Source organism: Paenibacillus sp. FSL E2-0177 (assembly GCF_037992975.1).
GTDB classification, from domain to species: Bacteria; Bacillota; Bacilli; order Paenibacillales; family Paenibacillaceae; genus Paenibacillus_AQ; species Paenibacillus_AQ odorifer.
This window is the reverse complement of sequence record NZ_CP150307.1, coordinates 6,335,459-6,359,097: the sequence shown is the minus strand read 5'-3', so window position 1 is coordinate 6,359,097 and position 23,639 is coordinate 6,335,459. Positions and strand designations below refer to the sequence as shown.

Below are 23,639 nucleotides of genomic sequence, written 5' to 3'. Positions count from 1 at the left end.
ACAAACACTCTGACATAAATGTGCTGTAACTGCTATAATTGAAAGAAATATGCCATTTTAGGGTACTTACAGATATGTAATTGAAAAGAGTATACGATAGAAGGAGTTAATGTGATGAAGATCCGTAAAGCGATTATTCCCGCCGCAGGTCTCGGCACTCGTTTTTTACCTGCAACTAAAGCAATGCCTAAAGAAATGCTACCGATTGTAGATAAACCAACGATCCAATATATTGTTGAAGAAGCAGTCGCTTCCGGGATCGAGGATATTATTATTGTAACGGGGAAAGGCAAACGTGCGATTGAGGACCACTTTGATAACTCATTTGAACTGGAATTTAACTTGGCTGAGAAGCAGAAGTGGGAGCTGCTTGAATCCGTTCGCAAATCTTCTGAAATGGCTGATATCCATTATATCCGCCAAAAAGAGCCAAGAGGTCTCGGACATGCGATTTGGTGTGCACGTAAATTCATAGGAAACGAACCGTTTGCTGTACTACTCGGCGATGATATTGTTGAAGCGGACAAACCGTGCCTCAAACAGATGATTGACATATATGATGAGTATAAATCTTCTATCGTAGGTGTTCAGCCTGTTCCGTGGGAGGAAGTATCACGGTATGGTGTGGTAGATGGTTCGCCTTTGGCGGAACGTGTCTACAAGGCAAATCGTCTAGTAGAGAAGCCGAAGAGAGAAGAGGCTCCTTCGAACTTAGCTATACTGGGACGATATATTTTAACTCCACGTATCTTCGATATGCTTGGAGAACAGCAGGTGGGTGTAGGTGGAGAGATCCAACTTACAGATGCGATAGCACGTCTAAGCGAGGTTGAACGAATTATTGCCTATGACTTTGAAGGTAAACGTCATGATGTGGGTGAGAAAATGGGCTTTATCCAGACTACCATTCATTATGCACTTCAACACGAGGAGCTTAAAGATGACTTGCTTCGTTATATGAAAGAGCTTGTCGAGAGCGAAGCAGCTAAGGTTGGGCTATAAGAAAATCTCATAAAATAAAAAAAGTGCGCCACTGTAATTACAGTGGCGCGCTTTTATGGTTTCATTCTTTTTTAAAATTGTGAATTTGTAATGGCCTCAACTTGTGCTGCTTCCGCAGGATCAGCTGCGATCAGCGAATCGTATAGTGCCTGATCCTCGCCACCAGTTTTCGCCAGTGCAGCAAGGTACCAACGAGCAATCTCACGATTGGTTGCATCAGCGAAATCTTGGCTTAAGGCTGTTTTTAAGATGGAGGCTGCAATTTGTATCTTTCCAGACATATATTGCATTTTCCCTACCTTCAGTGTCACATCCGGAGTAAATATCTTCGAAGGATCATTATCCGCAAGTACATGATCGTAGGCCAAAAGCCCAATAACAAAGCCAGCTTTCATGTTGTCTATTCTATCTGGATTATCTTGTTGTGCATAAGCTGCCTGCCCCAAATCAAATGAACGGCTGATGAGTGAACTGTACCAATTTATATCCCATGGAGTTTCACTGTTCATGATATCCGTGTAATTAGCATCTGAATTAAGCTTGAGGGTGGACTTCGCTGCATCCTCTTGTCCGGATAAAAGTTGCATTTTGCCAACGTTCAAAGCGATAGTTGGCGTTACTGAGAAAGGACGCCCTTGCAGTTGTTCTGGTGGAAGAGTCTTCAGATGTTCTATTCCAGCAAGAACATGATTATATGCTTCTTGCGCTTCATTGAAATACTCTTGTTTCTTTGTCTCATCTTTTTGATTAAGTGCCTGCTGACCTAAGGCAAAGGAACGGCTGATTATTGCATCATACCAATCGATATCCCAGTTGAACTTATCTGCGTTGTCACGGTAAATACCCAAGGCGACGTCGCTTTGACCTTTCAGATCGTAGTAGCTCACTAATTGGAGCAGAAGATTTTTGTTGTATGGCTCATCTTTGAGTGCGCGAGTTAATACACTGTATGCCTCGTCAAGGAACTGTTCCTGTTGTGTTTGACTAAATACCTGCTGATCCAAGGCCGATAGATAAATTGTCGATTCTGGATGACTTGGACGTTTGTTCAAAGTCTCAATCAATGGGGCTCTAAGCTCTTCGTAGGAAGTGCTATAACTTCTCAATTGCTTAGCTTTCAAAGCAGAGTTACTGGAGCCAATATAGCTGATTGACAAGAACACTAGGAACAAGGTTCCTAAAGAAAGCACAGCGAGGTATCCGAAACGGATGCCCGCTTTATTCCAATTTTTCCGCAGTGGCTTGCTCTCCATAACGGAGGCCATTCCGGCAAGGCCAATAAAAACTAGTATGCCCATAAAGGCATAACTCATGTTGAAATCAAGTAGACTGTGCACAAGAATAGATAGAGCAATAATTAGATAGAAGAAACCATTCTCAAATTCGTTTTTATCCCGTTTTACATATCCACGAATATATTTATAGAAGATATACAGAATGAAACTCATAAATATGAGAAATCCAACAATACCTACTTCAATGAGAAATTGTAAGAAGAAGTTATGCACCTGCCGGCTTGTATAAGGGTTGTTTTGATAATGCTCATACAGTGAGGCCCAGCCTCCTCCACCAGCACCGAGGACCGGATAATCCTTAACCACCTTCACGGCATCCTTATAAAAAGTAATCCGCTCGAGTACGCTATGTTGCTGGAAATTGATGTTCTCGAGGCGAGTCTCCATGTTGTCAGGTAAGATGCTTTTTGCACTCGTACCGATAAGCAAGAAAGCTACAATAGCAACTAGAGCGACAGATCCGAGCGGAATCCAAAGACCTGTCCGTTTACGTGACGACCAATTCTCTAGTTTTGCATACAACCATGGTGCGACAAAACGCTGAATGACCCAAGAAAGGCCAGCCACAACTATTGAGGCTCCTAATAGATACGCCCAACCTTTTAAAGCTGAAGAAGAAGTGAAATTAGCATTTAACTCTATTCCTAGGTTAGTAACGGGTGTCGTAATGAGCAAAGCTACAATACCAGCAATTCCTAGATGCAGAATCCAAAGGATTTGCTGTGCAGGTTTTAGGAATAGAAGTAGGAGTATGAATACTACAGGTAGCAGGACTAAGCCGCCACGAGATAAGGTTAACAAGATCGACACAATGATGGGAACTAACATAAAGCCATGCGTCAACGTTCCATACCATTTTTTAGAGCGAATAAGCGCGAATATTGCTACAAATAGAAAGGCCATCAAGAAGGCTGCGTACGTATTTGCGTACTGAAAGATCGAAGTCAGACGAAGTCCGTTAGAGTCAGTCATAACTGCATCTAAGTAGACATCATTTCGGACGGTGTTTGAGAACCAGCCCACAAGAGCTCCTGCTAATTTACTGCTGCCTAACCAATTTAAAAGTCCAAAACCCACTATAAAATATGCAATCGCTAATATAGCATTTTGAATGACAACATTTACTTGCTTTTGCTTCATGAGATAAAAGGCTATAATGAAAACTGCGGCATATGTACACTGAATAAATAGCATATTCATCGCCGTGTAATGCGAAACTGCGACAAACAGTGACAGAGCATAGGTCACAGGGAGCAATAATGCTGCCCAAGCTACTAAATCACTCTGCCCTTCAAGCTTGAACTTTTTGTAATACAAGCCAACACAGGCCAGCAGCATCAGTGCGCTTAATAGTGCTGATACATATATTGGCTTCTCGTAATCAACTAGTGATCCATTAAACAATCCCACTTGAAATGGGGTCCAACACAAAAATAAAATAAAACCAACAACTAATGCCCATATCGGACTTGCTATCTTTTCAACATTTCTCGACTGAGCGGCGTTTTTACCGTATACTGGTTTCGACACGTTATAATCTCCTTTTCCTGTAGGTACGACAATATTTTAGCATATTGCTAACTTCTATTACTACTACTATGAATTGCACAATAAAGACCAAGTAAACTAGTACCACTTATTGTATCATCTCTGGACCGTTCTACTAGCGATCTTGATTTAGTTAGACAGAATGGCGTGATTTTAAATATATATTTTTTTGAAACAGAGGTTATTTCTAAATTTTCGTGATAATTGAAGGGGTATACGAATGAAATTTAAAAAATTGATACTTGCTGTAATGGGACTTATCTTAGTGGTCTTATTCTTTAATATGTTTGCTACATATCAAAAAAATGGAACCAAATTAACTTTTGAGGTTCAATTGAATTCTAACCAGTCCGATGATTACCAACTATTTTATATTATGAATAAGGATCAGGAATGGACAGAAGAACAATCACTTCATCAAAAATATGAGCAAAAGGGAGACTGGGTAAATCTAAAGTATGATTTACCTAAAAATGTATACTCCCTTAGATTAGATGTGGGGAATCAAAAGGCTATAGTTAAGATTAAAGATGTTAAGTTAAAAGGCAACTCAAGTGTAATCATTCCACTTGATGAAATAATAACTCAAGAGCATGAAGTGAAAATAACAAGTCAGAAAGATAAACAAATAGAACTTCAAGTATTAGATTCTGATCCGTATGTGATTTTAGATATTAAAGACCATCGTGATACGGCGATAGAAGGAACTAGCCTTCTGAATATTTCGATAATTTCATTAAGTAGTGTCGTTGCAACGTTAATTAGTCTTTACATTATAAACTCCATTAAAGAAGTTTATAGATTCTTGAGAGAGATATTTAAGGGTAGAAGGCTGATTTTCAGCCTAGCTAAAAATGATTTTAAAACTAAATATGCGTCTTCCTACTTGGGAATAGTCTGGGGGTTCATTCAACCACTACTAACCATTGTGACCTACTGGTTTGTATTTCAGGTAGGGTTACGAAGTGGTAGTGTATCGGATGTTCCATTTATTTTGTGGTTTATAGTTGCCATAATTCCATGGTTTTTCTTCTCAGAAGCTTTGTCTAGTGCTACAAATGTGTACTCAGAGTATAGTTATCTTGTCAAGAAGGTTGTATTTAAGATTGAACTTCTTCCTATAGTAAAGATTATTTCGGCTTTATTCGTACATTTGTTTTTCATTTTATTTATATTCGTGATGTATACTGGATATGGATATTACCCTAATTTATACAGTTTCCAGATGTTATATTATTTAATTTGTACAATCATGCTTGTTTTTTCGGTGTCTCTAGTCACATCTGCAATTGTGTTGTTTTTTAAAGATTTAAATCAAATCATAATAATAATTTTGCAAATAGGATTTTGGTTCACTCCTATTGGATGGTCATACACCATGTTACCGGATTTTTGGAGTAATGTTTTTAAATTAAATCCAATGTTCTATATTGTAGAAGGCTATAGAGATACTTTCATTTATAGCGTTTTATTTATCCAACATCCCTACTATACTCTTTATTTCTGGATGTTCTGCTTAACAGCACTTGTAGTTGGGATAAAGAGCTTGAAAAAATTGAAGCCTCATTTTGCAGATGTAATATAAAGTTGTAAAGGTGGAGTAAAGTTTTGAATGAGATAATCGAAATTCAAGATGTTGTAAAATCTTATAAATTATACGAAAAACCCATAGACCGCTTGAAAGAGGCTCTTTCCATATCTCATAGAACGTATCACAAAGAATTCAAAGCTCTTAACGGTATCTCATTTAAAGTTGAGAAGGGAGACGCTCTTGGGATTCTAGGTAAAAATGGATCGGGTAAATCAACGCTGTTGAAGTTGATAACAGGAGTCTTATCACCTTCAAGTGGGTCTATACAAGTAAAGGGTAAGATATCTGCAATTTTGGAGCTAGGAGCTGGATTTAATCCAGAGTACAGTGGCAAAGAGAATGTGTACTTAAATGGTCTGATGATGGGCTTTAGCCGTGAAGAAATTGACATCAAAATGAATGATATAATCGAATTTGCAGATATTGGAGAATTTATTGAGCAACCTGTAAAAATTTACTCTAGCGGTATGTTTGCAAGGTTGGCTTTTGCTGTTTCTATTAATGTAGAGCCAGATATACTTATTGTTGATGAAGCTCTTGCTGTTGGGGATGTGCGTTTTCAAACGAAGTGCATTGATAAAATGAAAGAGTTGAAGAGTAAGGGGACAACAATATTGTTTGTATCCCATGCAACTGAGCAAGTGAAGAGGTTCTGCAACAAAGCAGTTTGGCTTAAGGATGGTATAGTGCAAGCATCAGGAGAATCATCTGAAATTGCTGATCTATATGAAGACTTCATGAAATACAATACTGAGCATATTATGGAAACTGCGATTACCAATGATAATGAGCCAATTCCAGTCGTGCCACAAGATGATTTTATTAGACCGACGAATCCCGATGTATTAGCGTCAATTACAAAAGTGGAACTAAACAAGAATAACTTTAAAACTTTTGATGAGCTAGTAGTGGAAGTTGAATATGAAGTTTATGAAGATGTCATAGAAGATTTATTATTGGGTGTAGCGATTTATACTCCAGATCGAGAGTATATATTTGGCCCAAATACACACTTAGAGAAAATTGATATTCCGAATAAATTAGGAAGACATAGAGTGAAATATATTATATCTAGTTTGCCGTTACTTGGTGGGACTTTCTGTATAGATGTAGGGATATTCAATAATGAAGGAATAGTATGTCTACACTATAAAGAGAATATTGTGGACTTTATTATAACAAATAAATATATTTCTGAAGGGCTAATATATATGAACCATAGATGGGAAGTGTCAAAATGAAAAACACACTCTTTGATCAATATCAAAGATATAATAATATTCGGAAAATTATTAATGAAATGCGATGTGGTGATGAAAGCTTCCGTATTCTTGAAGTTGGGGCTAATGAACATCGTAATTTAGAAAATTTCTTGCCTTTAGACAAGATAACCTATTTAGATATTCAACTACCGGAAGAATTACAACATGATCCAAGTTATATTCTCGGCGATGCTACAAATATGGATTTCCCAGATGATGAGTATGATGTAATTGTTGCATTGGATGTATTTGAACATATTCCAGTGGAAAAGAGAAATCAATTTATTGATGAGTTATACCGCGTTAGTTCGCAAGTGTGTATTATAACTGCACCATTTCATTCACAACAATCGATAGATGCAGAATCTAGAGTGAACTCGGTCTATAAGAGTCTATTTAAAAAAAATTTCATATGGTTAGAAGAACATATGGACAATGGACTCCCTAATAAGGATTCTCTTAAAGAGTATCTCGAATTAAAAAATATAAGATATATGATGATTGGACATGGAAGAATAAATATTTGGGAAAAGTTAATGGGAATTCACTTTTTTGCCGCAAAGAATCCGGAATTGGCTGTCTATCGCCAAGAAATTGATAGATTTTATAATTCTTATATATTTGACCATGATTATACGGAAGATTCCTATAGGAAAATTGTTATTTTAGAAAAAGCAAGAAATCTAAACTTATCATTTGAAACATCTTCAGAAATTCCTGTAGAAACATTGAAAACGTTAGAAATGATGGAACGCACATTTTATAACCTATGCTCAATGACAGGTGAAAATGAGGAAGAAAATGCTTTTGTGGATAAAGTTCAGATTTTTATAGATTGTGGTGATGGGTTTACAGAGTCAAATAGTGAGTATTTTCAATTTAATGATGTAGAATTAATGAAATTTGTTAAAGTTGATCTTCGTGATTTTGATGTTATCAAAGGTATTAGAATTGATCCTTCAGATTACTGTGGCTTTTATAAAATCGATAATCTCAGACTTATTGGGGCTAATAATGATACTGAGATAAAATATCAAATGTCAGGTAGTTTTGATTTTAAAACTTCTAATGTTTATTTGTTTGAAAAGGATGATCCAAATATAATATTGAATTTTGAATCTGAAGTGGGCATAGCGCACATTGAATTCTATATATCGAAATTATCTACAACTGAGATTGTCAATCAATATGTGAGTATGTCAGTTAGTAAAGAAAATGAAATTATGTCTATAAATAGTGAATATAAGCAGCAAATAGAGATGAAAGAAACGCATATAAATAATTTAACTAATGACAAATATATCTTGGAAGAAGAAAATGAAAATCATTTAAAGACGAAGGAAATTTTTATAAGTAATTTATCAGATAATGGCAGGGTAATTGAAAATTTGAATGCTGAAATTGAGCACTTAAGAGCAGGGAGTATTGTAAAAGAAACCGAAAAACAAGAGTTGATCCAACAATTAGTAGAAAAGGAGCAAGAGTTAAGTAGTATTTATAACTCTAAAGCATGGAAGTTAGTGGTTAAAACGAGAAGAATATTGGGGAAATAACTAACAAAAGAAGCGCACTTAGGAGGATTGTATTGAAGATTACAGACATAGTTATTCGAATTTTGACAGTAATAGCGGGTGTGTTTGGTTTTAGATCAACCTTGAACCCCCTTCCAGTATCTGATTTAAAAAAAGTAAATGGAACATGGATTTCATTGGGGACAGATCCAGCATTTATTTTGGAAGGGAAGTTTTATTGCGGCTGGAACATCATATCTTGGAATTCAGTGAGCAGCGATAGTATTCCAGTTAAACTATATTGGGATGATGGTGCGGGGTTTTCGGAAGAAAAAAGTATGAATTTGGCCTCCATTTCTGCGGGTGAAAGTAAGTATAAGAGTATTTTTCACATCCCCATTGGCGTTAAAAAATTGAGACTAGATCCAGGTGATAGGGAATTTGAGTTTAAAATGGAAAAGGTATTGATTAAAAAAACAATTAAATACTATCTGATTTTAAAATCAATTCTGAATATTTTAAAACAACGTGGACTTAATACAAAAACAATCAAAATATTATTGCACAAAGCTTTAACTGTTTATAAAGCCCAAGGGTTAGCGGGTTTAAAACAAAAAATTAAGAATGTACAAGAAAATAAATTAGATACTAATAATAGTTATCAAGTGTGGCTTACTCGAAATGCGGTTACACCAAGTGCTTATCAAGAAGCTAATGAAAGCATGAAGAATTTTAATTATAATCCTTTAATATCAGTTATTCTTCCAGTCTATAATGTGGATGAAGTATGGCTAAGAAAATGTATTGACTCAGTAGTAGGTCAAATTTATACAAATTGGGAATTGTGTATTTCAGATGATGCCTCACCTAAAATGCATATTAAAAATGTGTTAAAAGAATATGAAGAGCAAGATGCAAGGATAAAAGTGGTGTTTAGGAAAACGAATGGTCATATCTCGGAAAACTCGAACTCAGCTCTTCAAATAGCATCTGGAGAATTTATCGCATTATTAGATCATGATGATGAACTAGCTTCAACGGCATTATTTGAGGTAGTGAAATTATTAAATACATATCCTGACGCTGATATGATTTATACAGATGAAGATAAAATAGGAGTTAATGGGGAGAGACATTCTCCATATTTTAAACCAGACTGGTCACCTGACCTGATTCTTTCTCATATGTATACATGTCATTTAGGTATATATCGGAAAGAAATCGTAGATCAAATAGGTGGATTTAGAAAAGGTTATGAGGGCAGTCAAGATTACGACCTTGTATTAAGGTTCACTGAATTATCTGAGCGTATACATCACTTGCCGAAAATTCTCTATCATTGGAGATCGATTCCTGAATCTACAGCTTCTGGATCAGGTGCTAAGAATTATACACACTACGCAGGAGTAAGGGCTTTAGAAGATACAATTAAAAGAAGAGGTATAGATGGTAAAGTACAAGAAATCGATGGTTATCCTAATATGTATCGCATTCATTACAATTTAAGCGAAGAACCTCTTGTTTCAATAATTATCCCTACAAAGGATGGAAGTGGAATACTAGATCTTTGTTTAGAGTCTATTGTTAATAAAACGAATTATAGCAACTACGAAATAATAATTGTAGATAATGGGAGTAAAGATGAAGAGACATTTTCTGTATTTGAAAAATGGAAACAACGTTTAAACGATAATCTTAAAATAATTCCTTTAGACATTCCATTTAATTACTCAAAGATTAATAATGTCGCTGTTCAAGCATCTAATGGTTCTTTAATATTGCTGCTTAATAATGATATTGAAATTATAAGTCCAAATTGGTTAGAAGAAATGGTGGGGTACACCCTTCGACCTAATACTGGAGCAGTTGGAGCCAAACTATATTACCCAGATCGAACTATACAGCATTCAGGTGTAATTATGGGGTTAGGTGGAGTCGCTGGGCACGCTTTTAGAACTTGTAATGAATTCGACCCTGGGTATTTTGGTATGTTATTAACAAATCGTAATAGTTCAGTGGTAACAGCGGCGTGTTTAATGGTAAGAAAAGAAGTGTTTAATGAAGTTGGTGGACTCGAAGAGGATCTTTCTGTAGCATTTAACGATGTGGACTTTTGTCTGAAATTAATTGATAAAGGGTATTATAATGTTTGCCTAAATAATGTGAGTTTATATCATCATGAATCAAAAACTAGAGGCGCTGAAGATACAGCTGAGAAAAAGGCGAGATTTATGCAAGAAATCGAGTATATGTTAGAAAAATGGCCTGGCTATATTAAGGCTGATCCCTACTATAATATAAATCTCTCATTAGAGAGTGATAAGGCTTATTCGTTGAAGATCTAGCTTTCAATAAATTACTATTATTTTGACTGAGAGAATTGGAGATATTGTATAATGTTGAAAAAGATACGTCTGGAAAAAGGATACTTGGTCTTAACTTTATGTATTTTAATTATTGGTTTTTTTATATTTAAAGACTTTTTTTTATTGAAAAATGTTTATATTTATAATGATATAGGAAGCGATACTAATAATTCATATTGGCCATATCTAACGTATTTATCAAATATGATTTATTCGGGAGATTTTTCTCTATGGTCATTTAATATAGGTATTGGAACAAGTATGTTTTCAACAAATCCAATTCTCACAGATCCATTTAATATTCTTGCAGCTCTTTGGGGTCCACATCTATTGGTATATATATTACCTTATATTGCTTTGTTGAAAATTTTGACTGCGGCCATAGGGTTTTATACTTACTTGAAATACATAGGAATGAGCAGATACTCTTCATTGATATCCTCATTATTATATGGTTTTAATGGATTTGTTATATTATGGGGACAACATTATCATATGGGGACTATCATAGTATTTATTCCTTTTGTACTATTAGGGTTCGAAAGATGGATGAAGGAAAAGAAAATTTGCCTATACGTTATTTCTTTGTTTTTAATAGCTTTTAGCAGTTATTATTTTTTGTATATGTTTGCCATATTCTTTATTATGTACGTGTTAGTTAGATACTTTGAAGAATACACCTTTCAGTTAAAGCATTTTGTTGTTTTTTTATTGAAAAATGCTTTGTATTCAATTTTGGCAATAGGGTTAAGTTGTTTCATATTACTTCCGTCAGTGTATGTAGCTTTGAATAATCCGAGAATTAGCGGGCAATTTATAGGTAATAATATTTTTAGTTTTGCTACTGTAATGGACTATTTAACTATTATATTTAGGCTTTTCTCAAATGATATCCTTGGAACAGGTACTCAATTTTATGGTTTGTGGAACTATTATGAAGCGCCAATATTGTATACTGGAACGATATCTCTGCTTTTAGTACCTTTGTTTTTTGTTTATGCTAATAGAAAAAACAGAATTATATATGGAACCTTATTCTTTTTCTTATTTCTGTTCCTAGTGTTTCCTTTCTTTTCACAATTTCTTAATGCTTTTAGTGCGAACTCGTATCGATGGACATTTATCATTATCGTCTTTGTTTGCATATTGAATGCCAAGACTCTCAACTATATTAGTGAGATTAAATTAAAATCCAATAATCTACTTTTATTTCTTTTATTTCTAACCATCATGTTTATATCAATAATTTCTTTATTGGTTGGAGATGATCTGTTAAATTGGAGCCAATTTTTCACACATTCTTTTAAGTATTTATTTATTTCATTGCTTTTGCTATTGATGTATTGTTTCGTTATAAAAATGATGAATAATCGCATCTATAAAAAAGTGATTCTTATTCTAATATGTATAGAATTGGCTGTTTTCTCATCGATTACTGTAAATAGAGTTATGCTTAGCAAAGAATCTATAAACTCCAAAACAGGATATAATGACTATACTAAAGAAGCTTTGAATTATATCAATGAAAAGGATAATGGTTTTTTTAGAATAGACAAAAGCTATAATTCGGTTTTTCTTGCTGATGCAATGAGTCAGGGTTATAAAGGATTGAAATCATATAATTCATTAAATCAACCCTCATATGTAGAATTTCTTAGGAACATGGGAGTTCCGTTTAAAATATTAAATCATCCAAATTACTTAACTGGTTTAGACTCAAATACGGATTTAAGTAGATTGTTAGGTGTTAGATATCTCTTAATTAATAATGAAGCGTTCGCACCGAATGGGTATGAATTGGTCAATGAAATAGAAAATGTAAAAATATATGAAGATAAGTATGCCTTACCATTAGGTTTTGCTTATGAAAGAGTGATTTCATATGAGGAATTTATGAAATATAATGCTGAAATACGAAGTAATATCTTACTAAAATCTTTCGTCTCTAAAGAAAATATGACAGAGATTAATAAGTACGACAATCTCGATTTAAGTGGAATCGATAACTCTATTGTGCTCTTAACAATGCCAATAGATAAGCAGAATATTGGATTATTGAATATAGATTCTGTAAATGGTGAGCTTGCTAATTCTTTAACTTTCAATGCTATAAATAATGACCCGCAGATTATTCTGCCACTGATCAAGGGCGAATCTCCAAGCCAGGAAATAAAAGTGTCCATGCATATTACTAGTAGTATTGCTTCGGAAGGACAAGTGTTTTTTGGAGGAGATAATGGCTTTAGTGAAGAAAACTCTAAAACATTTAATTATGGCGTTGGAGAAACTTTTTACGAGTTCACATTCGATTATTCAAATGTTAGTCAGTTAAGATTGGATATTTCAAACGCTCCAGGGCTGTTCACCATTTCTGATTTTAAAATTCAGTTTGTTGATAATAAATCATTAAATGATATCGAAAGCTTAAAGAAAAATAGTTTGAGTATTTCTAAATATTCGAATGATTATATTCGAGGAAGCATAGAGACCGATAGTCCTAAAAAGCTCTTCATGTCAATTCCCTTTGATAAAGGTTGGAGCGCTAAGGTTAATGGGGAAAAAGTCGGGATATCTAACATTAATCTAGGATTCATTGGTATTGACTTATTTGCTGGAAAAAACATGGTTGAACTGAGTTATACACCTCCTCTATTAATTACAGGGAGCGTAATTTCGTTTATTTCGCTATTATTTCTTCTTGCTATAATATTCTTGAAGAAGCGTAAGTCAAAAAGAAGCAATTAATTGGAGGAACTTATGAAAACAGAAAATAGTAAGATTATTTACGTGAACGAATTGGGTGACGAAAGAGGTAAGCTGGCCGTTATTGAAGCGAATTCAGCTGTTCCTTTTGAGATAAATCGAGTATTTTATATCTATGGTACTAAAGGCGGTGTTAGGAGAGGTTTTCATGCACATCATAAAACTCGTCAGGCATTAATATGTGTTTCAGGCAGTTGCAAAGTACATTTGAATAATTTAAAGAGGATAGAAGAAATTACATTAGACGAACCTAAAAAAGTTTTAATTCTTGAACCAAATGATTGGCATGAAATGTATGATTTTTCTCCAGATTGCGTATTACTCGTTCTCGCTTCCCACTTATATGATTCGGCAGATTATATTCGTGATTATGACAAATTTATAGAGGTGTATGGGGGATGAAACATTACTTTACTCATCCACAGGCTATTGTCGAATCGGAAAAAATTGGACATAACACCCGAGTTTGGGCGTTTGCACATATCTTACCGAATGCGGTGATTGGTTCAAACTGTAATATTAACGATCATACTTTCATCGAAAATGATGTAATCTTAGGGGATAATGTTACTGTTAAATCAGGAGTGTATATTTGGGATGGTGTTACAATAGAAGATAATGTTTTTATTGGTCCCAATGTTACTTTTACTAATGATTTGAGACCTCGTTCCAAACAGTACCCAACTGAATTTTTGAAGACTGTGCTTGAGGAATGGGTTTCAATAGGTGCAAACGCAACAATTATAGCAGGGAATACAATTGGTAGGTACGCTATGATTGGAGCAGGGTCTTTAGTGACTAAAAACATTCCAAACAATACGTTATGGTATGGTAATCCAGCCAAATTCAAAGGATATATTTGTAATTGTGGAGAAAAACTTAATAATGAATTGTTATGTTCTGCTTGTAGTAAACAATACTTACTGGAAGATGAAGTTATAGTTGAGCAACACTAAATTAATGAAATAGGTGAACAAAACATGATCCCTTTCCTCGATCTGAAGAAAATCAATCTGCGTCATGAAGAAGCTATATTAAATAGTGTTCGCAAAGTTCTACACTCTGGATGGTATATAATGGGTGAAGAAGTTAAATCTTTTGAATCGGAATTTGCTGATTATTGTGGCACCAAATATGCTCTGGGAGTAGCTAATGGATTAGATGCTCTTGAATTAATAATCAGAGCTTATGATATTGGTCCTGGAGACGAAATTATTGTGCCTTCGAATACCTATATTGCATCTATATTATCCATATCCGCTAATGGCGCAATACCTGTGTTAGTCGAACCTAACTTACTAACTTATAACCTAGACCCTGACAAACTTGAAGATAGTATTACTCCTAATACAAAGGCAATTCTAGTTGTTCACCTCTATGGTCAAGCATGTAATATGACGCCAATTAAGAGTATTGCAGAAAAATACAACCTGAAGATAATTGAAGATTGTGCGCAGGCTCATGGTGCTGTTTATGCTGATAAAATGGTGGGCAACTTAGGAGATGCCGCAGCATTCAGTTTCTATCCTGGCAAAAATCTCGGAGCCTTAGGAGATGCAGGTGCCATCACTACCAATGATGAAGAACTATATACAAATCTTCAGGCTTTAAGAAATTATGGATCACATAAGAAATATGAAAATATTTTCAAAGGATATAATAGTAGATTAGATGAACTTCAAGCACCAATTTTGAGTGAAAAGTTAAAGTATTTAGATGAAGATAACAACTACAGAAGAACTATCGCAACATATTACTTGAATAATATAAATAACGAAAATCTTGTATTGCCGTATGTTGAAGAAAAACCAGAATCACATGTCTGGCATGTGTTTGTTGTTAGAACGTCCTTGAGAACTGATTTTATTAACTTCATGAACCAAAAAGGTATTCAAACTATGATTCACTACCCTATTCCGCCTCATAAACAGGAAGCTTATAAAGAATGGAATGAATTATCCTTCCCTATCTCTGAAAAAATTCATTCAGAAATTGTTAGTCTTCCAATAAGTCCTGTGATGGATATGGAAGACGTGATAAGAATTGTGGAGGTTGTAAATGAGTACAAACCGTATTAAATTATCGATTGTTGTACCTATATATTATAATGATTTGAATATTCCACATACTATCCCACGATTACAGAACTTAGAGAAAATCATTCCGAATTGTGATTTTGAGTTTGTATTTGTAGATGATGGTTCAAAAGATAATTCATTTTCTTTACTAATGGATGCTAAAGAAAAAGATCCCCGTATTAAAGTCATTAAACTAAGTCGTAACTTTGGTTCGATGGCGGCTATACAGGCGGGCTTAAAATACACCACTGGTGATTGTGTTGGTATTATAGCTGCTGATTTACAAGACCCTCCTGAAATGTTTGAAGAGATGTTAGAACATTGGCGGACTGGAAAAAAGGTTGTACTTGGAACAAGAGCAGATAGAGAAGAGTCTCTTTCTCAGAAAATGTTCTCCAATACCTATTATTTTTTATTAGAGAAATTTGCATTAAAGGGTTACCCAAAAGGCGGATTTGATTTTTTGCTAATTGATAAACAGGTTGTACAAGAAGTGTTGGAGATACAAGAGAAAAATACGAATATCATGAGTCTCATTTATTGGCTCGGACATGATCAAGTACAAATACCTTATGTCAGACAAGAAAGAAAACTAGGGAAATCTAGGTGGACACTCTCGAAGAAAATAAAACTATTTGTTGATTCATTTGTAAGTTTCTCATACACACCTATTCGTTTTATGTCATTTATTGGTTTTGCTACAGCTCTTTTGAGTTTTCTATATGGTGTTTTTGTTATATTTAGCACTGTTTTTGGTATTATTGAGTTACAAGGATGGACTACAATTATAGCGCTAATTACTTTTTTATTAGGGATTATAATGATTATGTTAGGGATTATAGGTGAATATCTCTGGAGGATATTAGATGAAAGTAGAGAAAGACCATCCTACGTTGTTGACCAAACTTTTGAATAAACAATTTTTGAAATTTGTCATTAGTGGAGGAATAAATACATTATTTACATATTTGGTTTATTTGCTCCTTCTTCAAGTCCTGAGCTATTCCATGTCTTATACAATCTCATATATCTCGGGTATATTTCTTTCATATTACTTAAATACAATTTTTGTATTTAAAGAAAAAGTTACATTCAGGAAGTTTCTTAAATTTCCGGTCGTATATCTCGTGCAGTATTTAATTAATTTATTAATGTTGTTTGTTTTAGTAGAGTATTTAAATTTATCGAAACAAATCGTACCCTTAATAGTTATTGTAGTGACAATTCCAATTACCTACACACTTTCCAAGCTTATTATTAAAAGTAAATGAATGGAGGGAATATAATGAAAGGCATAATCCTAGCAGGTGGTACAGGCTCACGCTTATATCCATTAACAAAGGTAACAAATAAACATCTTCTTCCTGTAGGAAAATACCCTATGATTTTTCATTCTGTTTATAAATTAAAGCAAGCGGATGTAACAGACATACTGATTGTTACGGGGAAAGAACATATGGGCGACGTAGTTAATCTATTAGGTAGTGGCCGTGAAATGGGCGTTTGCTTTACTTACAAAGTACAAGATGAAGCAGGTGGAATTGCGCAGGCGTTGGACTTGGCAGAGCAATTTGTCGGAGATGATCAAATGATTGTTATCCTTGGCGATAATGTTTTTGCTGATGATATTGCTCCGTATGTGCGCAATTTCCGTGAGCAAAAGACAGGTGCGAAGATTTTAATACAAGAAGTTTCTGATCCTAAGCGTTTTGGTGTACCTGAACTAAATGGAAATCAAATTGTTTCTATTGAAGAGAAACCAGCTATGCCTAAATCAACCTATGCAGTAACAGGAATTTATATGTTCGATAGTGAAGTGTTTAATATTATCAAAACGATTACTCCTTCTGCACGTGGAGAATTAGAGATTACAGACGTTAACAATGCATATATCAACCGTGGAGAATTGACATTTGATGTTCTACAGGGATGGTGGACGGATGCAGGTACACATGCCTCATTAGCTAAAGCACATAACTTGGCTCAAGACCTTCTCTTTGGTGAAGAATTCGGAAAACTGAAACTTTAGATGTGAAGGAGTTTTGCAATATGAAAGTTACACCTCTACAACTACAAGGCGCTAGTATACTAGAACCTGTGGTCCACGGCGACAACCGGGGTTTTTTTATGGAAAGCTATAATGAAGAGATAGTGCATAAACTCGGTATAACTTACAATTTCATTCAAGACAATCAATCCCTCTCCGCAGAGGTTGGGGTGTTGCGTGGCTTACATTACCAGTTAAACCCTAAAGCTCAAACTAAATTAATTCGCGTCTTATCCGGTGCTATTTATGATGTTATCGTCGATATACGTTGTAATTCCCCTACATTTGGTCAATGGGTCGGAGTAATTCTTAGCGAATATAATAAACGTCAGCTACTGGTGCCTAAAGGCTTCGCGCATGGTTTTTGTACGTTAGTGCCTAACACCCAAGTATTATATAAGGTGGACGAATATTATTCCCCTGAAAATGATCGTGGCATATTATGGAATGATCCAGCCTTAGATATTGATTGGCCGACTTCTAGTCCGATATTGTCGGATAAGGATCAACGTCATCCATTACTGAAAGATGCGGAAATAAACTTTGATTAACAGTGGTAAGCAAAAATTTAAATATAATCTCAAAGAACAAAAGGTGGGCTATAAATGAAACTGCTAGTTACCGGCGGGGCTGGGTTTATCGGCAGCAACTTTGTGCTGTACATGTTACAACAACACCCTGATTACGAAATTGTTAATGTAGATGCATTGACGTATGCAGGCAATCTAGAGAATCTGAAAGCAATTGAGAATAATCCTAATTACACTTTTGTGAAGGCCGACATTACAGATGTTACTGCGATGGATGAACTGATTAGCCAGGGTGTGGATGTCGTTGTCAATTTCGCGGCGGAGTCGCATGTGGATCGGAGTATTTTAGAGCCGGAAGTGTTTGTGAAGACGAATGTACTTGGAACACAAGTGCTTTTGGATGCGGCGAAAAAATACAGTATCACTAAGTTTGTTCAAGTATCTACGGATGAGGTATATGGATCACTGGGAGCGACAGGATTATTCACCGAAGAAACTCCTCTGGCTCCTAACAGTCCATATTCAGCAAGTAAAGCAGGCGGAGACTTGCTAGTACGTGCGTATCACGAAACGTTTGGACTGCCAGTGAATATTACCCGCTGCTCAAACAATTATGGCCCGTACCAATTCCCGGAAAAGCTTATTCCGCTGATGATTTCCCGTGCACTTGCTGATCAAGCGTTGCCTGTTTATGGCGATGGAATGAATATCCGCGATTGGTTGTATGTTGAGGATCATTGCAGCGCGATTGATTTGGTTATTCATGAGGGTGTGAACGGCGAAGTCTACAACATTGGTGGCAATAATGAACGTACGAATGTGCATATTGTAAACACGGTATTGCAGGAACTAGGCAAGCCTGATTCTTTGATTACTTATGTTCAAGACCGTCCTGGTCATGATCGCCGTTATGGGATTGATCCAACTAAGATTATGAATGAACTGGGATGGAAGCCGAAACATACGTTTGAAACAGGTATTAAAGAAACTATCCAATGGTATCTCAATAACCGCGAGTGGTGGACCCGTATTCAATCTGGGGAATACCAAAAATATGCTGAACAGCAATATGGTGATCGTTTAGGTGACTCATTGTAATTTTGATACGGGGGTAAAATAGCTATGAAGGTACTTGTTACAGGTGCGGCCGGACAACTAGGTCAGGACGTAGTTTTACTGCTCCAGCATCAAGGTCACGAAGTGTTGGCTTGCGATCGTCAGGAGATGGATATTACTGATCTGGATCAGTGCATCCAAGTTATTGGCGGGTTTGGACCGGATGCGGTTATTCATTGTGCTGCTCATACGGCAGTAGATGCGGCAGAAAGTGATATTGATGCAGCTTATTTAATTAATGCTACTGGCAGCCGAAATGTAGCGCTTGCTTCTGAAAAAGCTGGAGCCAAGCTGGTGTATATTAGCACGGATTATGTATTTGATGGTATGGGTGCACAGCCTTACCATGAATATGATAATACAGACCCTAAGAGTATATACGGCAAATCGAAACGTGCGGGTGAGGTACTCGTTCAATCCCTCTCCTCTAAGTATTTCATCGTACGAACGTCATGGGTGTACGGCAAATACGGAAATAACTTTGTCAAAACAATGCTAAAGCTTGGTCAAGAAAAGCCAATGCTTCAAGTTGTCGATGACCAAAAAGGTTCGCCTACTTACACAGTCGATTTAGCTCGATTCTTGCTTGAGCTTGTTCAAACTGAGAAGTATGGTGTATACCATGCGTCAAATAGCGACTCTTGTACCTGGTTTGAATTTACACAGGCAATCTTTGTAGAGGCCGAGGATATTTTGGGTTTCAAATTCACTGCTACGCTTGAACCGTGTGCCACGGAACAGTTTCCGAGACCTGCACCACGTCCTCGGAATTCGGTGATGGAGCATCTGTCGATACGTACGAATGGTTTTGAGGACCTTCGACCTTGGCGTGAAGGCTTGAGAGATTTCCTCTTAGAGCTAAAAGAATAGAATAACACCAATTGAAACTCCCAAATCGTTTATAACGATGCGGGAGTTTTTTGTGTTCTTTCGTTATAATAAGAAGGAAGCAGGTAGTTAATTAGAAATTACAAAGTCGAGGATACTCATGAATAACAAAACAGTTAGTGTACATATCGTCACCTACAACAGTGCGGATGACATTATAGATTGCTTAGAGGCAGTAATGGCACAGGATTATCCTATTGAGAAAATTGTTGTTGTGGACAATGCGTCTTCGGACGATTGTGCAGAGAAAGTGAATATATTCTTTAACGCGGTCGATAAAGGGGCTTTTTCTAGTAATTCACTAGAGGAATTAGATCTGTTCAATTTACAAGCTAACAAGGAAGCGCCCACGAGCCTGCTACTTATCCAAAATCAAAAAAACACAGGCTTCGCCCCAGCTCATAACCAAGCTATAGCTGCTACAGAAACAGATTATGTGCTTGTCCTCAATCCGGATTTGACGCTGGCTCCAGACTATATCTCTAGACTAATCGCACAAATGGAAGCCAACCCGCAGATCGGCAGCGCCACAGGTAAGCTTTTGCTAAAGGCTGATCACGGATTAGTGGATAGCACTGGTCTTCGGATGAACAAAGCACGTCGTGCGTTTGACCGTGGTGCGGGGGAGCCAGCAGAACTATGGACACAGTCGGGGACAGTATTTGGTGTATCTGGGGCAGCGGCGATGTATCCTCGGCGGATGATTGAAGACGTTAGTGTTGATGGGGAGTTTTTTGATGCAGATTTTTTTGCATATAAGGAAGATGTGGATGTGGCTTGGAGAGCCCAGCTATTTGGCTGGCAGGGGTATTATGATGCTGAGGCAATTGGGTATCATGAACGTGGGTGGAAAACGTCTGGCCGTAGTACCAAACCAATGTTCATCCGGCGAATATCTTACATTAATCGCTACAAAATGATCTACAAGAATGAATCGGCTCGAACTATGCTGATGACAATCTTGATTTCCCTTCCCTATGAAATTGCCGCTCATGGTTATATGCTTCTGAGAGAGCCGAAGTTAATCGTAGCGTGGAAATCCTTTTTCACTCAGCTCCCAGCGTTAAAAAAGAAACGAAAATATATACAGACCATCGTAAAAGAGCGAAAGAACACGTAAATCAAACAGAATCTGGAAAAACCTCCCTGAAAGGTCATCTCCTCTCAGGGAGGTTTTATGTTATAATAATTGTCGGTAGATTACTATATTTGTCAGGAGCGTTACGCAGTGAATGTAGATGTAAGCATACTTATTGTCAATTACAACACGTGTCGCCTGACGATGGACTGTATCAGGTCGGTATATGACTCAGAAACGAACTATTCCTATGAGATTATTTTGATAGACAACAATTCCCATGATGATTCGGTAGAGATGATTGGTAGAGAGTTTCCAAGTGTCATGTTGATCGCAAATAACGACAATGTCGGTTTTGCCCGTGCAAATAATCAGGGGATGGAAGCTTCATCCGGACGGTATGTACTATTGCTCAATTCAGATACGGTGGTAAGCAGGGATACGCTGGAGACGATGATCTCCTTTATGGATGGTCGGCCCGATGTTGGGGCGTCAGGATGTAAGATTATTTTGCCAGATGGGTCGCTGGATAAAGCGTGTAAGCGAGGATTTCCTACACCGTCAGCTTCCTTCTATTATGCTTTTGGTTTCAGTAAGTTGTTTCCGGATCGACCGAAGTTTAACGGTTATCAGTTAGGTTATCTGGACCCTGATCTTGATTACCCGATAGATTGTCTGGTGGGTGCGTTTATGCTGCTGCGGCGGGAGACGATTGATCAGGTCGGCGGATTAGATGAAGAGTTTTTTATGTACGGTGAGGATTTAGACTGGTGCTATCGTATTAAAGAGGCTGGTTGGGAGATTTATTATTATCCGAAGACCTCCATCGTCCATCTCAAAGGCGGCAGTGCCAGACGTAGACCGTTCAAGATCGTCTATGAATTTCACAGGGCAATGATTTTATTTCATCGTAAGCATTATAGTAGGAAGTACAACAGTATTATAAATGGAACAGTATATGCTGGTGTTGGTATGAAGTTTGCTCTGTCCCTTTTGCGGAATGCCCTAATCTTTCCTAAAGCAGTTCTATCACCTGCACAGAGTCTTAGCTCTTCTACGGAAACAGGCGCTCGTAACGATAAGAATACTGAGGTGAGATTATGATTCGGCGGAATCAGAAATTTTTGACACAGCTCTATATGGTTGCTGACTTTCTTGTCATCCAACTGTCCTTTTTAGCGGCTTGGTGGATCAAGTTCAAGAGCGGATGGATGGAATCCTATAACACGCTGCCTGTAGAGTCTTACGCTTATTGGAGTATGATTTATGGCGTAGTAGCTGTCTTAATTGGTATCCTTTTATCGCTTTATTTGCCTAAGCGTAAGAAACGTTTTGTCGATGAATTTATTAAGATTTTCCAAGTGCATATCATGAGCATCTTCATCCTGCTTGGTTTAATGTTTTTCGTGAAAGAAATTGATATCTCCCGTACATATCTGGCTATTTATATGGGATTTAATGTTCTTTCCATTATGCTTTACCGTTATGTGTTGAAGAAGATGCTTAAATCTTTGCGCGAAAAAGGATTGAATCGCCAGTTCGTACTTATCATCGGCGCAGGTACTCTTGGTAAAAGATTCTACAACAATTTGGAACAATATCCTGAGCTTGGATATGAAGCCATTGGTTTCTTAGACGACTATCATACTTGGGATGGAATTGAAGAACAGCGCTATAAACCGATTCTAGGTACGGTTGATCAGTTATCCGGAATGCTGGAGATGCTGCCTGTGGACGAGGTTATTCTTGCTTTGCCGCTCGATGCGCATTCTAAATATCCTTCGATTATTGCAGCCTGTGAAAAAGCAGGGGTACGCACATTGATTATTCCGGATTTCTTTGATTATTTACCAGCTCGTCCTTACTTTGATAACTTTGCAGGTATGCCAATGATTAATGTTCGTGATATTCCACTGGATATGACGGGGAATAAGATGGCAAAACGTTTGTTTGATATCGTGTTCTCTCTATTCGCTATTATTATGATATCTCCTGTGATGCTGATCGTAGCTCTCGGCGTACGTCTTACCTCACCGGGACCGATCATATTCCGGCAGGAACGGGTGGGACTTAATCGGCGTAATTTTATGATGTATAAGTTTCGTTCAATGAAGCTGCAGCAGGACGGGGAAGAGGATACAGGTTGGAGTACGCGGGAAGATCCTCGTAGAACTCGATTTGGAACCTTTATCCGTAAGACAAGTCTGGATGAGCTTCCGCAATTTTTTAATGTATTACTCGGTCATATGAGTGTAGTTGGCCCACGGCCAGAACGACCATTTTATGTAGAACAATTCCGTGATGAAATTCCGAAGTATATGGTGAAGCACCATGTGCGTCCAGGAATTACGGGCTGGGCACAGAGCAATGGGCTGCGCGGGGACACTTCAATTGAGGAACGGATTAAGCACGATATTTTCTATATCGAGAACTGGTCCTTACTGTTCGATATTCGAATTATTTTCAAAACGATTCGCAACGGCTTCGTTAACAAAAACGCATATTGAGACCTGCACTTATTTAGATTTGTGAAATTTTAATAATACCCCGTTTTGCCACTGGCA

The 23,639-nt window shown here is 36.8% G+C and carries 19 protein-coding genes; 18 read left to right on the top strand and 1 reads right to left on the bottom strand.

Translation table 11 applies throughout. The features are described 5' to 3' along the window. The first annotated feature begins 114 nt into the window (after positions 1 to 114). The gene (gene galU, locus MHI25_RS28415) at positions 115 to 1,002 is read left to right on the top strand and encodes a UTP--glucose-1-phosphate uridylyltransferase GalU (RefSeq protein ID WP_076099650.1); all 888 of its coding nucleotides are present in this window, start codon (positions 115 to 117) and stop codon (positions 1,000 to 1,002) included. Positions 1,003 to 1,073: 71 nt separating this feature from the next. On the opposite strand, the gene MHI25_RS28410 is transcribed toward galU, so the two are convergent. Then, complete coding sequence (locus MHI25_RS28410; RefSeq protein ID WP_340394676.1) at positions 1,074 to 3,827, bottom strand: O-antigen ligase family protein; 2,754 nt, start codon at positions 3,825 to 3,827, stop codon at positions 1,074 to 1,076. 238 nt (positions 3,828 to 4,065) lie between these two features. On the opposite strand from MHI25_RS28410, the gene MHI25_RS28405 reads away from it, so the two are divergent. From MHI25_RS28405 to MHI25_RS28325, 17 genes are all read left to right on the top strand, one after another. After that, positions 4,066 to 5,430 carry an ABC transporter permease gene (locus MHI25_RS28405; RefSeq protein ID WP_340394675.1) on the top strand — a complete coding sequence of 455 codons (1,365 nt, stop codon included), beginning with the start codon at positions 4,066 to 4,068 and terminating at the stop codon, positions 5,428 to 5,430. Positions 5,431 to 5,453: 23 nt separating this feature from the next. After that, positions 5,454 to 6,677 carry an ABC transporter ATP-binding protein gene (locus tag MHI25_RS28400; protein ID WP_340394674.1) on the top strand — a complete coding sequence of 408 codons (1,224 nt, stop codon included), beginning with the start codon at positions 5,454 to 5,456 and terminating at the stop codon, positions 6,675 to 6,677. Then, positions 6,674 to 8,251 (top strand): methyltransferase domain-containing protein, encoded by a 1,578-nt coding sequence (locus MHI25_RS28395; protein ID WP_076099646.1) that lies wholly within the window; start codon positions 6,674 to 6,676, stop codon positions 8,249 to 8,251. Before MHI25_RS28400 ends, MHI25_RS28395 begins: the two co-directional genes overlap by 4 nt. Positions 8,252 to 8,283: 32 nt before the next feature. Next, on the top strand, positions 8,284 to 10,554 hold the full coding sequence (locus MHI25_RS28390) for a glycosyltransferase family 2 protein (protein WP_139330996.1): 2,271 nt from the start codon (positions 8,284 to 8,286) through the stop codon (positions 10,552 to 10,554). A 51-nt stretch (positions 10,555 to 10,605) separates the two neighbouring features. Then, positions 10,606 to 13,320, top strand: a complete 2,715-nt coding sequence (locus MHI25_RS28385) for a YfhO family protein (protein WP_076099645.1) — start codon at positions 10,606 to 10,608, stop codon at positions 13,318 to 13,320. A gap of 12 nt (positions 13,321 to 13,332) precedes the next feature. Continuing rightward, positions 13,333 to 13,740 carry an FdtA/QdtA family cupin domain-containing protein gene (locus MHI25_RS28380; protein ID WP_076099644.1) on the top strand — a complete coding sequence of 136 codons (408 nt, stop codon included), beginning with the start codon at positions 13,333 to 13,335 and terminating at the stop codon, positions 13,738 to 13,740. After that, positions 13,737 to 14,294, top strand: a complete 558-nt coding sequence (locus MHI25_RS28375) for an acyltransferase (RefSeq protein WP_076099643.1) — start codon at positions 13,737 to 13,739, stop codon at positions 14,292 to 14,294. The genes MHI25_RS28380 and MHI25_RS28375 overlap by 4 nt, the downstream gene beginning before the upstream one ends. Before the next feature lie 24 nt (positions 14,295 to 14,318). After that, positions 14,319 to 15,416 (top strand): DegT/DnrJ/EryC1/StrS family aminotransferase, encoded by a 1,098-nt coding sequence (locus MHI25_RS28370; RefSeq protein WP_076305745.1) that lies wholly within the window; start codon positions 14,319 to 14,321, stop codon positions 15,414 to 15,416. Then, entirely contained in the window at positions 15,397 to 16,332 is a 936-nt protein-coding gene (locus MHI25_RS28365) for a glycosyltransferase family 2 protein (RefSeq protein ID WP_076305744.1), read from the top strand. The genes MHI25_RS28370 and MHI25_RS28365 overlap by 20 nt, the downstream gene beginning before the upstream one ends. Further along, complete coding sequence (locus MHI25_RS28360) at positions 16,283 to 16,687, top strand: GtrA family protein (protein ID WP_076099640.1); 405 nt, start codon at positions 16,283 to 16,285, stop codon at positions 16,685 to 16,687. Before MHI25_RS28365 ends, MHI25_RS28360 begins: the two co-directional genes overlap by 50 nt. 14 nt (positions 16,688 to 16,701) lie before the next feature. After that, a complete protein-coding gene (locus MHI25_RS28355) occupies positions 16,702 to 17,445 on the top strand; it encodes a sugar phosphate nucleotidyltransferase (protein WP_076099639.1) in 744 nt (247 codons plus the stop codon). Between the two features lie 20 nt (positions 17,446 to 17,465). Further along, positions 17,466 to 18,014: a dTDP-4-dehydrorhamnose 3,5-epimerase gene (gene rfbC, locus MHI25_RS28350; RefSeq protein WP_340394673.1), complete on the top strand. Its 549-nt coding sequence runs from the start codon at positions 17,466 to 17,468 to the stop codon at positions 18,012 to 18,014. A 54-nt stretch (positions 18,015 to 18,068) separates the two neighbouring features. Next, the gene (rfbB, locus tag MHI25_RS28345) at positions 18,069 to 19,091 is read left to right on the top strand and encodes a dTDP-glucose 4,6-dehydratase (RefSeq protein WP_076099637.1); all 1,023 of its coding nucleotides are present in this window, start codon (positions 18,069 to 18,071) and stop codon (positions 19,089 to 19,091) included. Between the two features lie 24 nt (positions 19,092 to 19,115). After that, positions 19,116 to 19,979 carry a dTDP-4-dehydrorhamnose reductase gene (rfbD, locus tag MHI25_RS28340; protein ID WP_076305743.1) on the top strand — a complete coding sequence of 288 codons (864 nt, stop codon included), beginning with the start codon at positions 19,116 to 19,118 and terminating at the stop codon, positions 19,977 to 19,979. Between the two features lie 118 nt (positions 19,980 to 20,097). Further along, on the top strand, positions 20,098 to 21,117 hold the full coding sequence (locus MHI25_RS28335; RefSeq protein ID WP_076305742.1) for a glycosyltransferase family 2 protein: 1,020 nt from the start codon (positions 20,098 to 20,100) through the stop codon (positions 21,115 to 21,117). Between the two features lie 108 nt (positions 21,118 to 21,225). Further along, a complete protein-coding gene (locus tag MHI25_RS28330) occupies positions 21,226 to 22,179 on the top strand; it encodes a glycosyltransferase family 2 protein (protein WP_340394672.1) in 954 nt (317 codons plus the stop codon). Beyond that, entirely contained in the window at positions 22,176 to 23,582 is a 1,407-nt protein-coding gene (locus tag MHI25_RS28325) for an undecaprenyl-phosphate glucose phosphotransferase (protein ID WP_076301400.1), read from the top strand. The genes MHI25_RS28330 and MHI25_RS28325 overlap by 4 nt, the downstream gene beginning before the upstream one ends. Positions 23,583 to 23,639: the final 57 nt, after the last annotated feature.

What these genes read in the sequence shown, in the direction of transcription:
- galU (WP_076099650.1), top strand. Translation starts at nt 115, where the DNA reads ATGAAGATCCGTAAAGCGATTATTCCCGCCGCAGGTCTCGGCACTCGT.
- MHI25_RS28405 (WP_340394675.1), top strand. Translation starts at nt 4,066, where the DNA reads ATGAAATTTAAAAAATTGATACTTGCTGTAATGGGACTTATCTTAGTG.
- MHI25_RS28395 (WP_076099646.1), top strand. Translation starts at nt 6,674, where the DNA reads ATGAAAAACACACTCTTTGATCAATATCAAAGATATAATAATATTCGG.
- MHI25_RS28385 (WP_076099645.1), top strand. Translation starts at nt 10,606, where the DNA reads ATGTTGAAAAAGATACGTCTGGAAAAAGGATACTTGGTCTTAACTTTA.
- MHI25_RS28380 (WP_076099644.1), top strand. Translation starts at nt 13,333, where the DNA reads ATGAAAACAGAAAATAGTAAGATTATTTACGTGAACGAATTGGGTGAC.
- MHI25_RS28375 (WP_076099643.1), top strand. Translation starts at nt 13,737, where the DNA reads ATGAAACATTACTTTACTCATCCACAGGCTATTGTCGAATCGGAAAAA.
- MHI25_RS28370 (WP_076305745.1), top strand. Translation starts at nt 14,319, where the DNA reads ATGATCCCTTTCCTCGATCTGAAGAAAATCAATCTGCGTCATGAAGAA.
- MHI25_RS28365 (WP_076305744.1), top strand. Translation starts at nt 15,397, where the DNA reads ATGAGTACAAACCGTATTAAATTATCGATTGTTGTACCTATATATTAT.
- MHI25_RS28360 (WP_076099640.1), top strand. Translation starts at nt 16,283, where the DNA reads ATGAAAGTAGAGAAAGACCATCCTACGTTGTTGACCAAACTTTTGAAT.
- MHI25_RS28355 (WP_076099639.1), top strand. Translation starts at nt 16,702, where the DNA reads ATGAAAGGCATAATCCTAGCAGGTGGTACAGGCTCACGCTTATATCCA.
- rfbC (WP_340394673.1), top strand. Translation starts at nt 17,466, where the DNA reads ATGAAAGTTACACCTCTACAACTACAAGGCGCTAGTATACTAGAACCT.
- rfbB (WP_076099637.1), top strand. Translation starts at nt 18,069, where the DNA reads ATGAAACTGCTAGTTACCGGCGGGGCTGGGTTTATCGGCAGCAACTTT.
- rfbD (WP_076305743.1), top strand. Translation starts at nt 19,116, where the DNA reads ATGAAGGTACTTGTTACAGGTGCGGCCGGACAACTAGGTCAGGACGTA.
- MHI25_RS28335 (WP_076305742.1), top strand. Translation starts at nt 20,098, where the DNA reads ATGAATAACAAAACAGTTAGTGTACATATCGTCACCTACAACAGTGCG.
- MHI25_RS28325 (WP_076301400.1), top strand. Translation starts at nt 22,176, where the DNA reads ATGATTCGGCGGAATCAGAAATTTTTGACACAGCTCTATATGGTTGCT.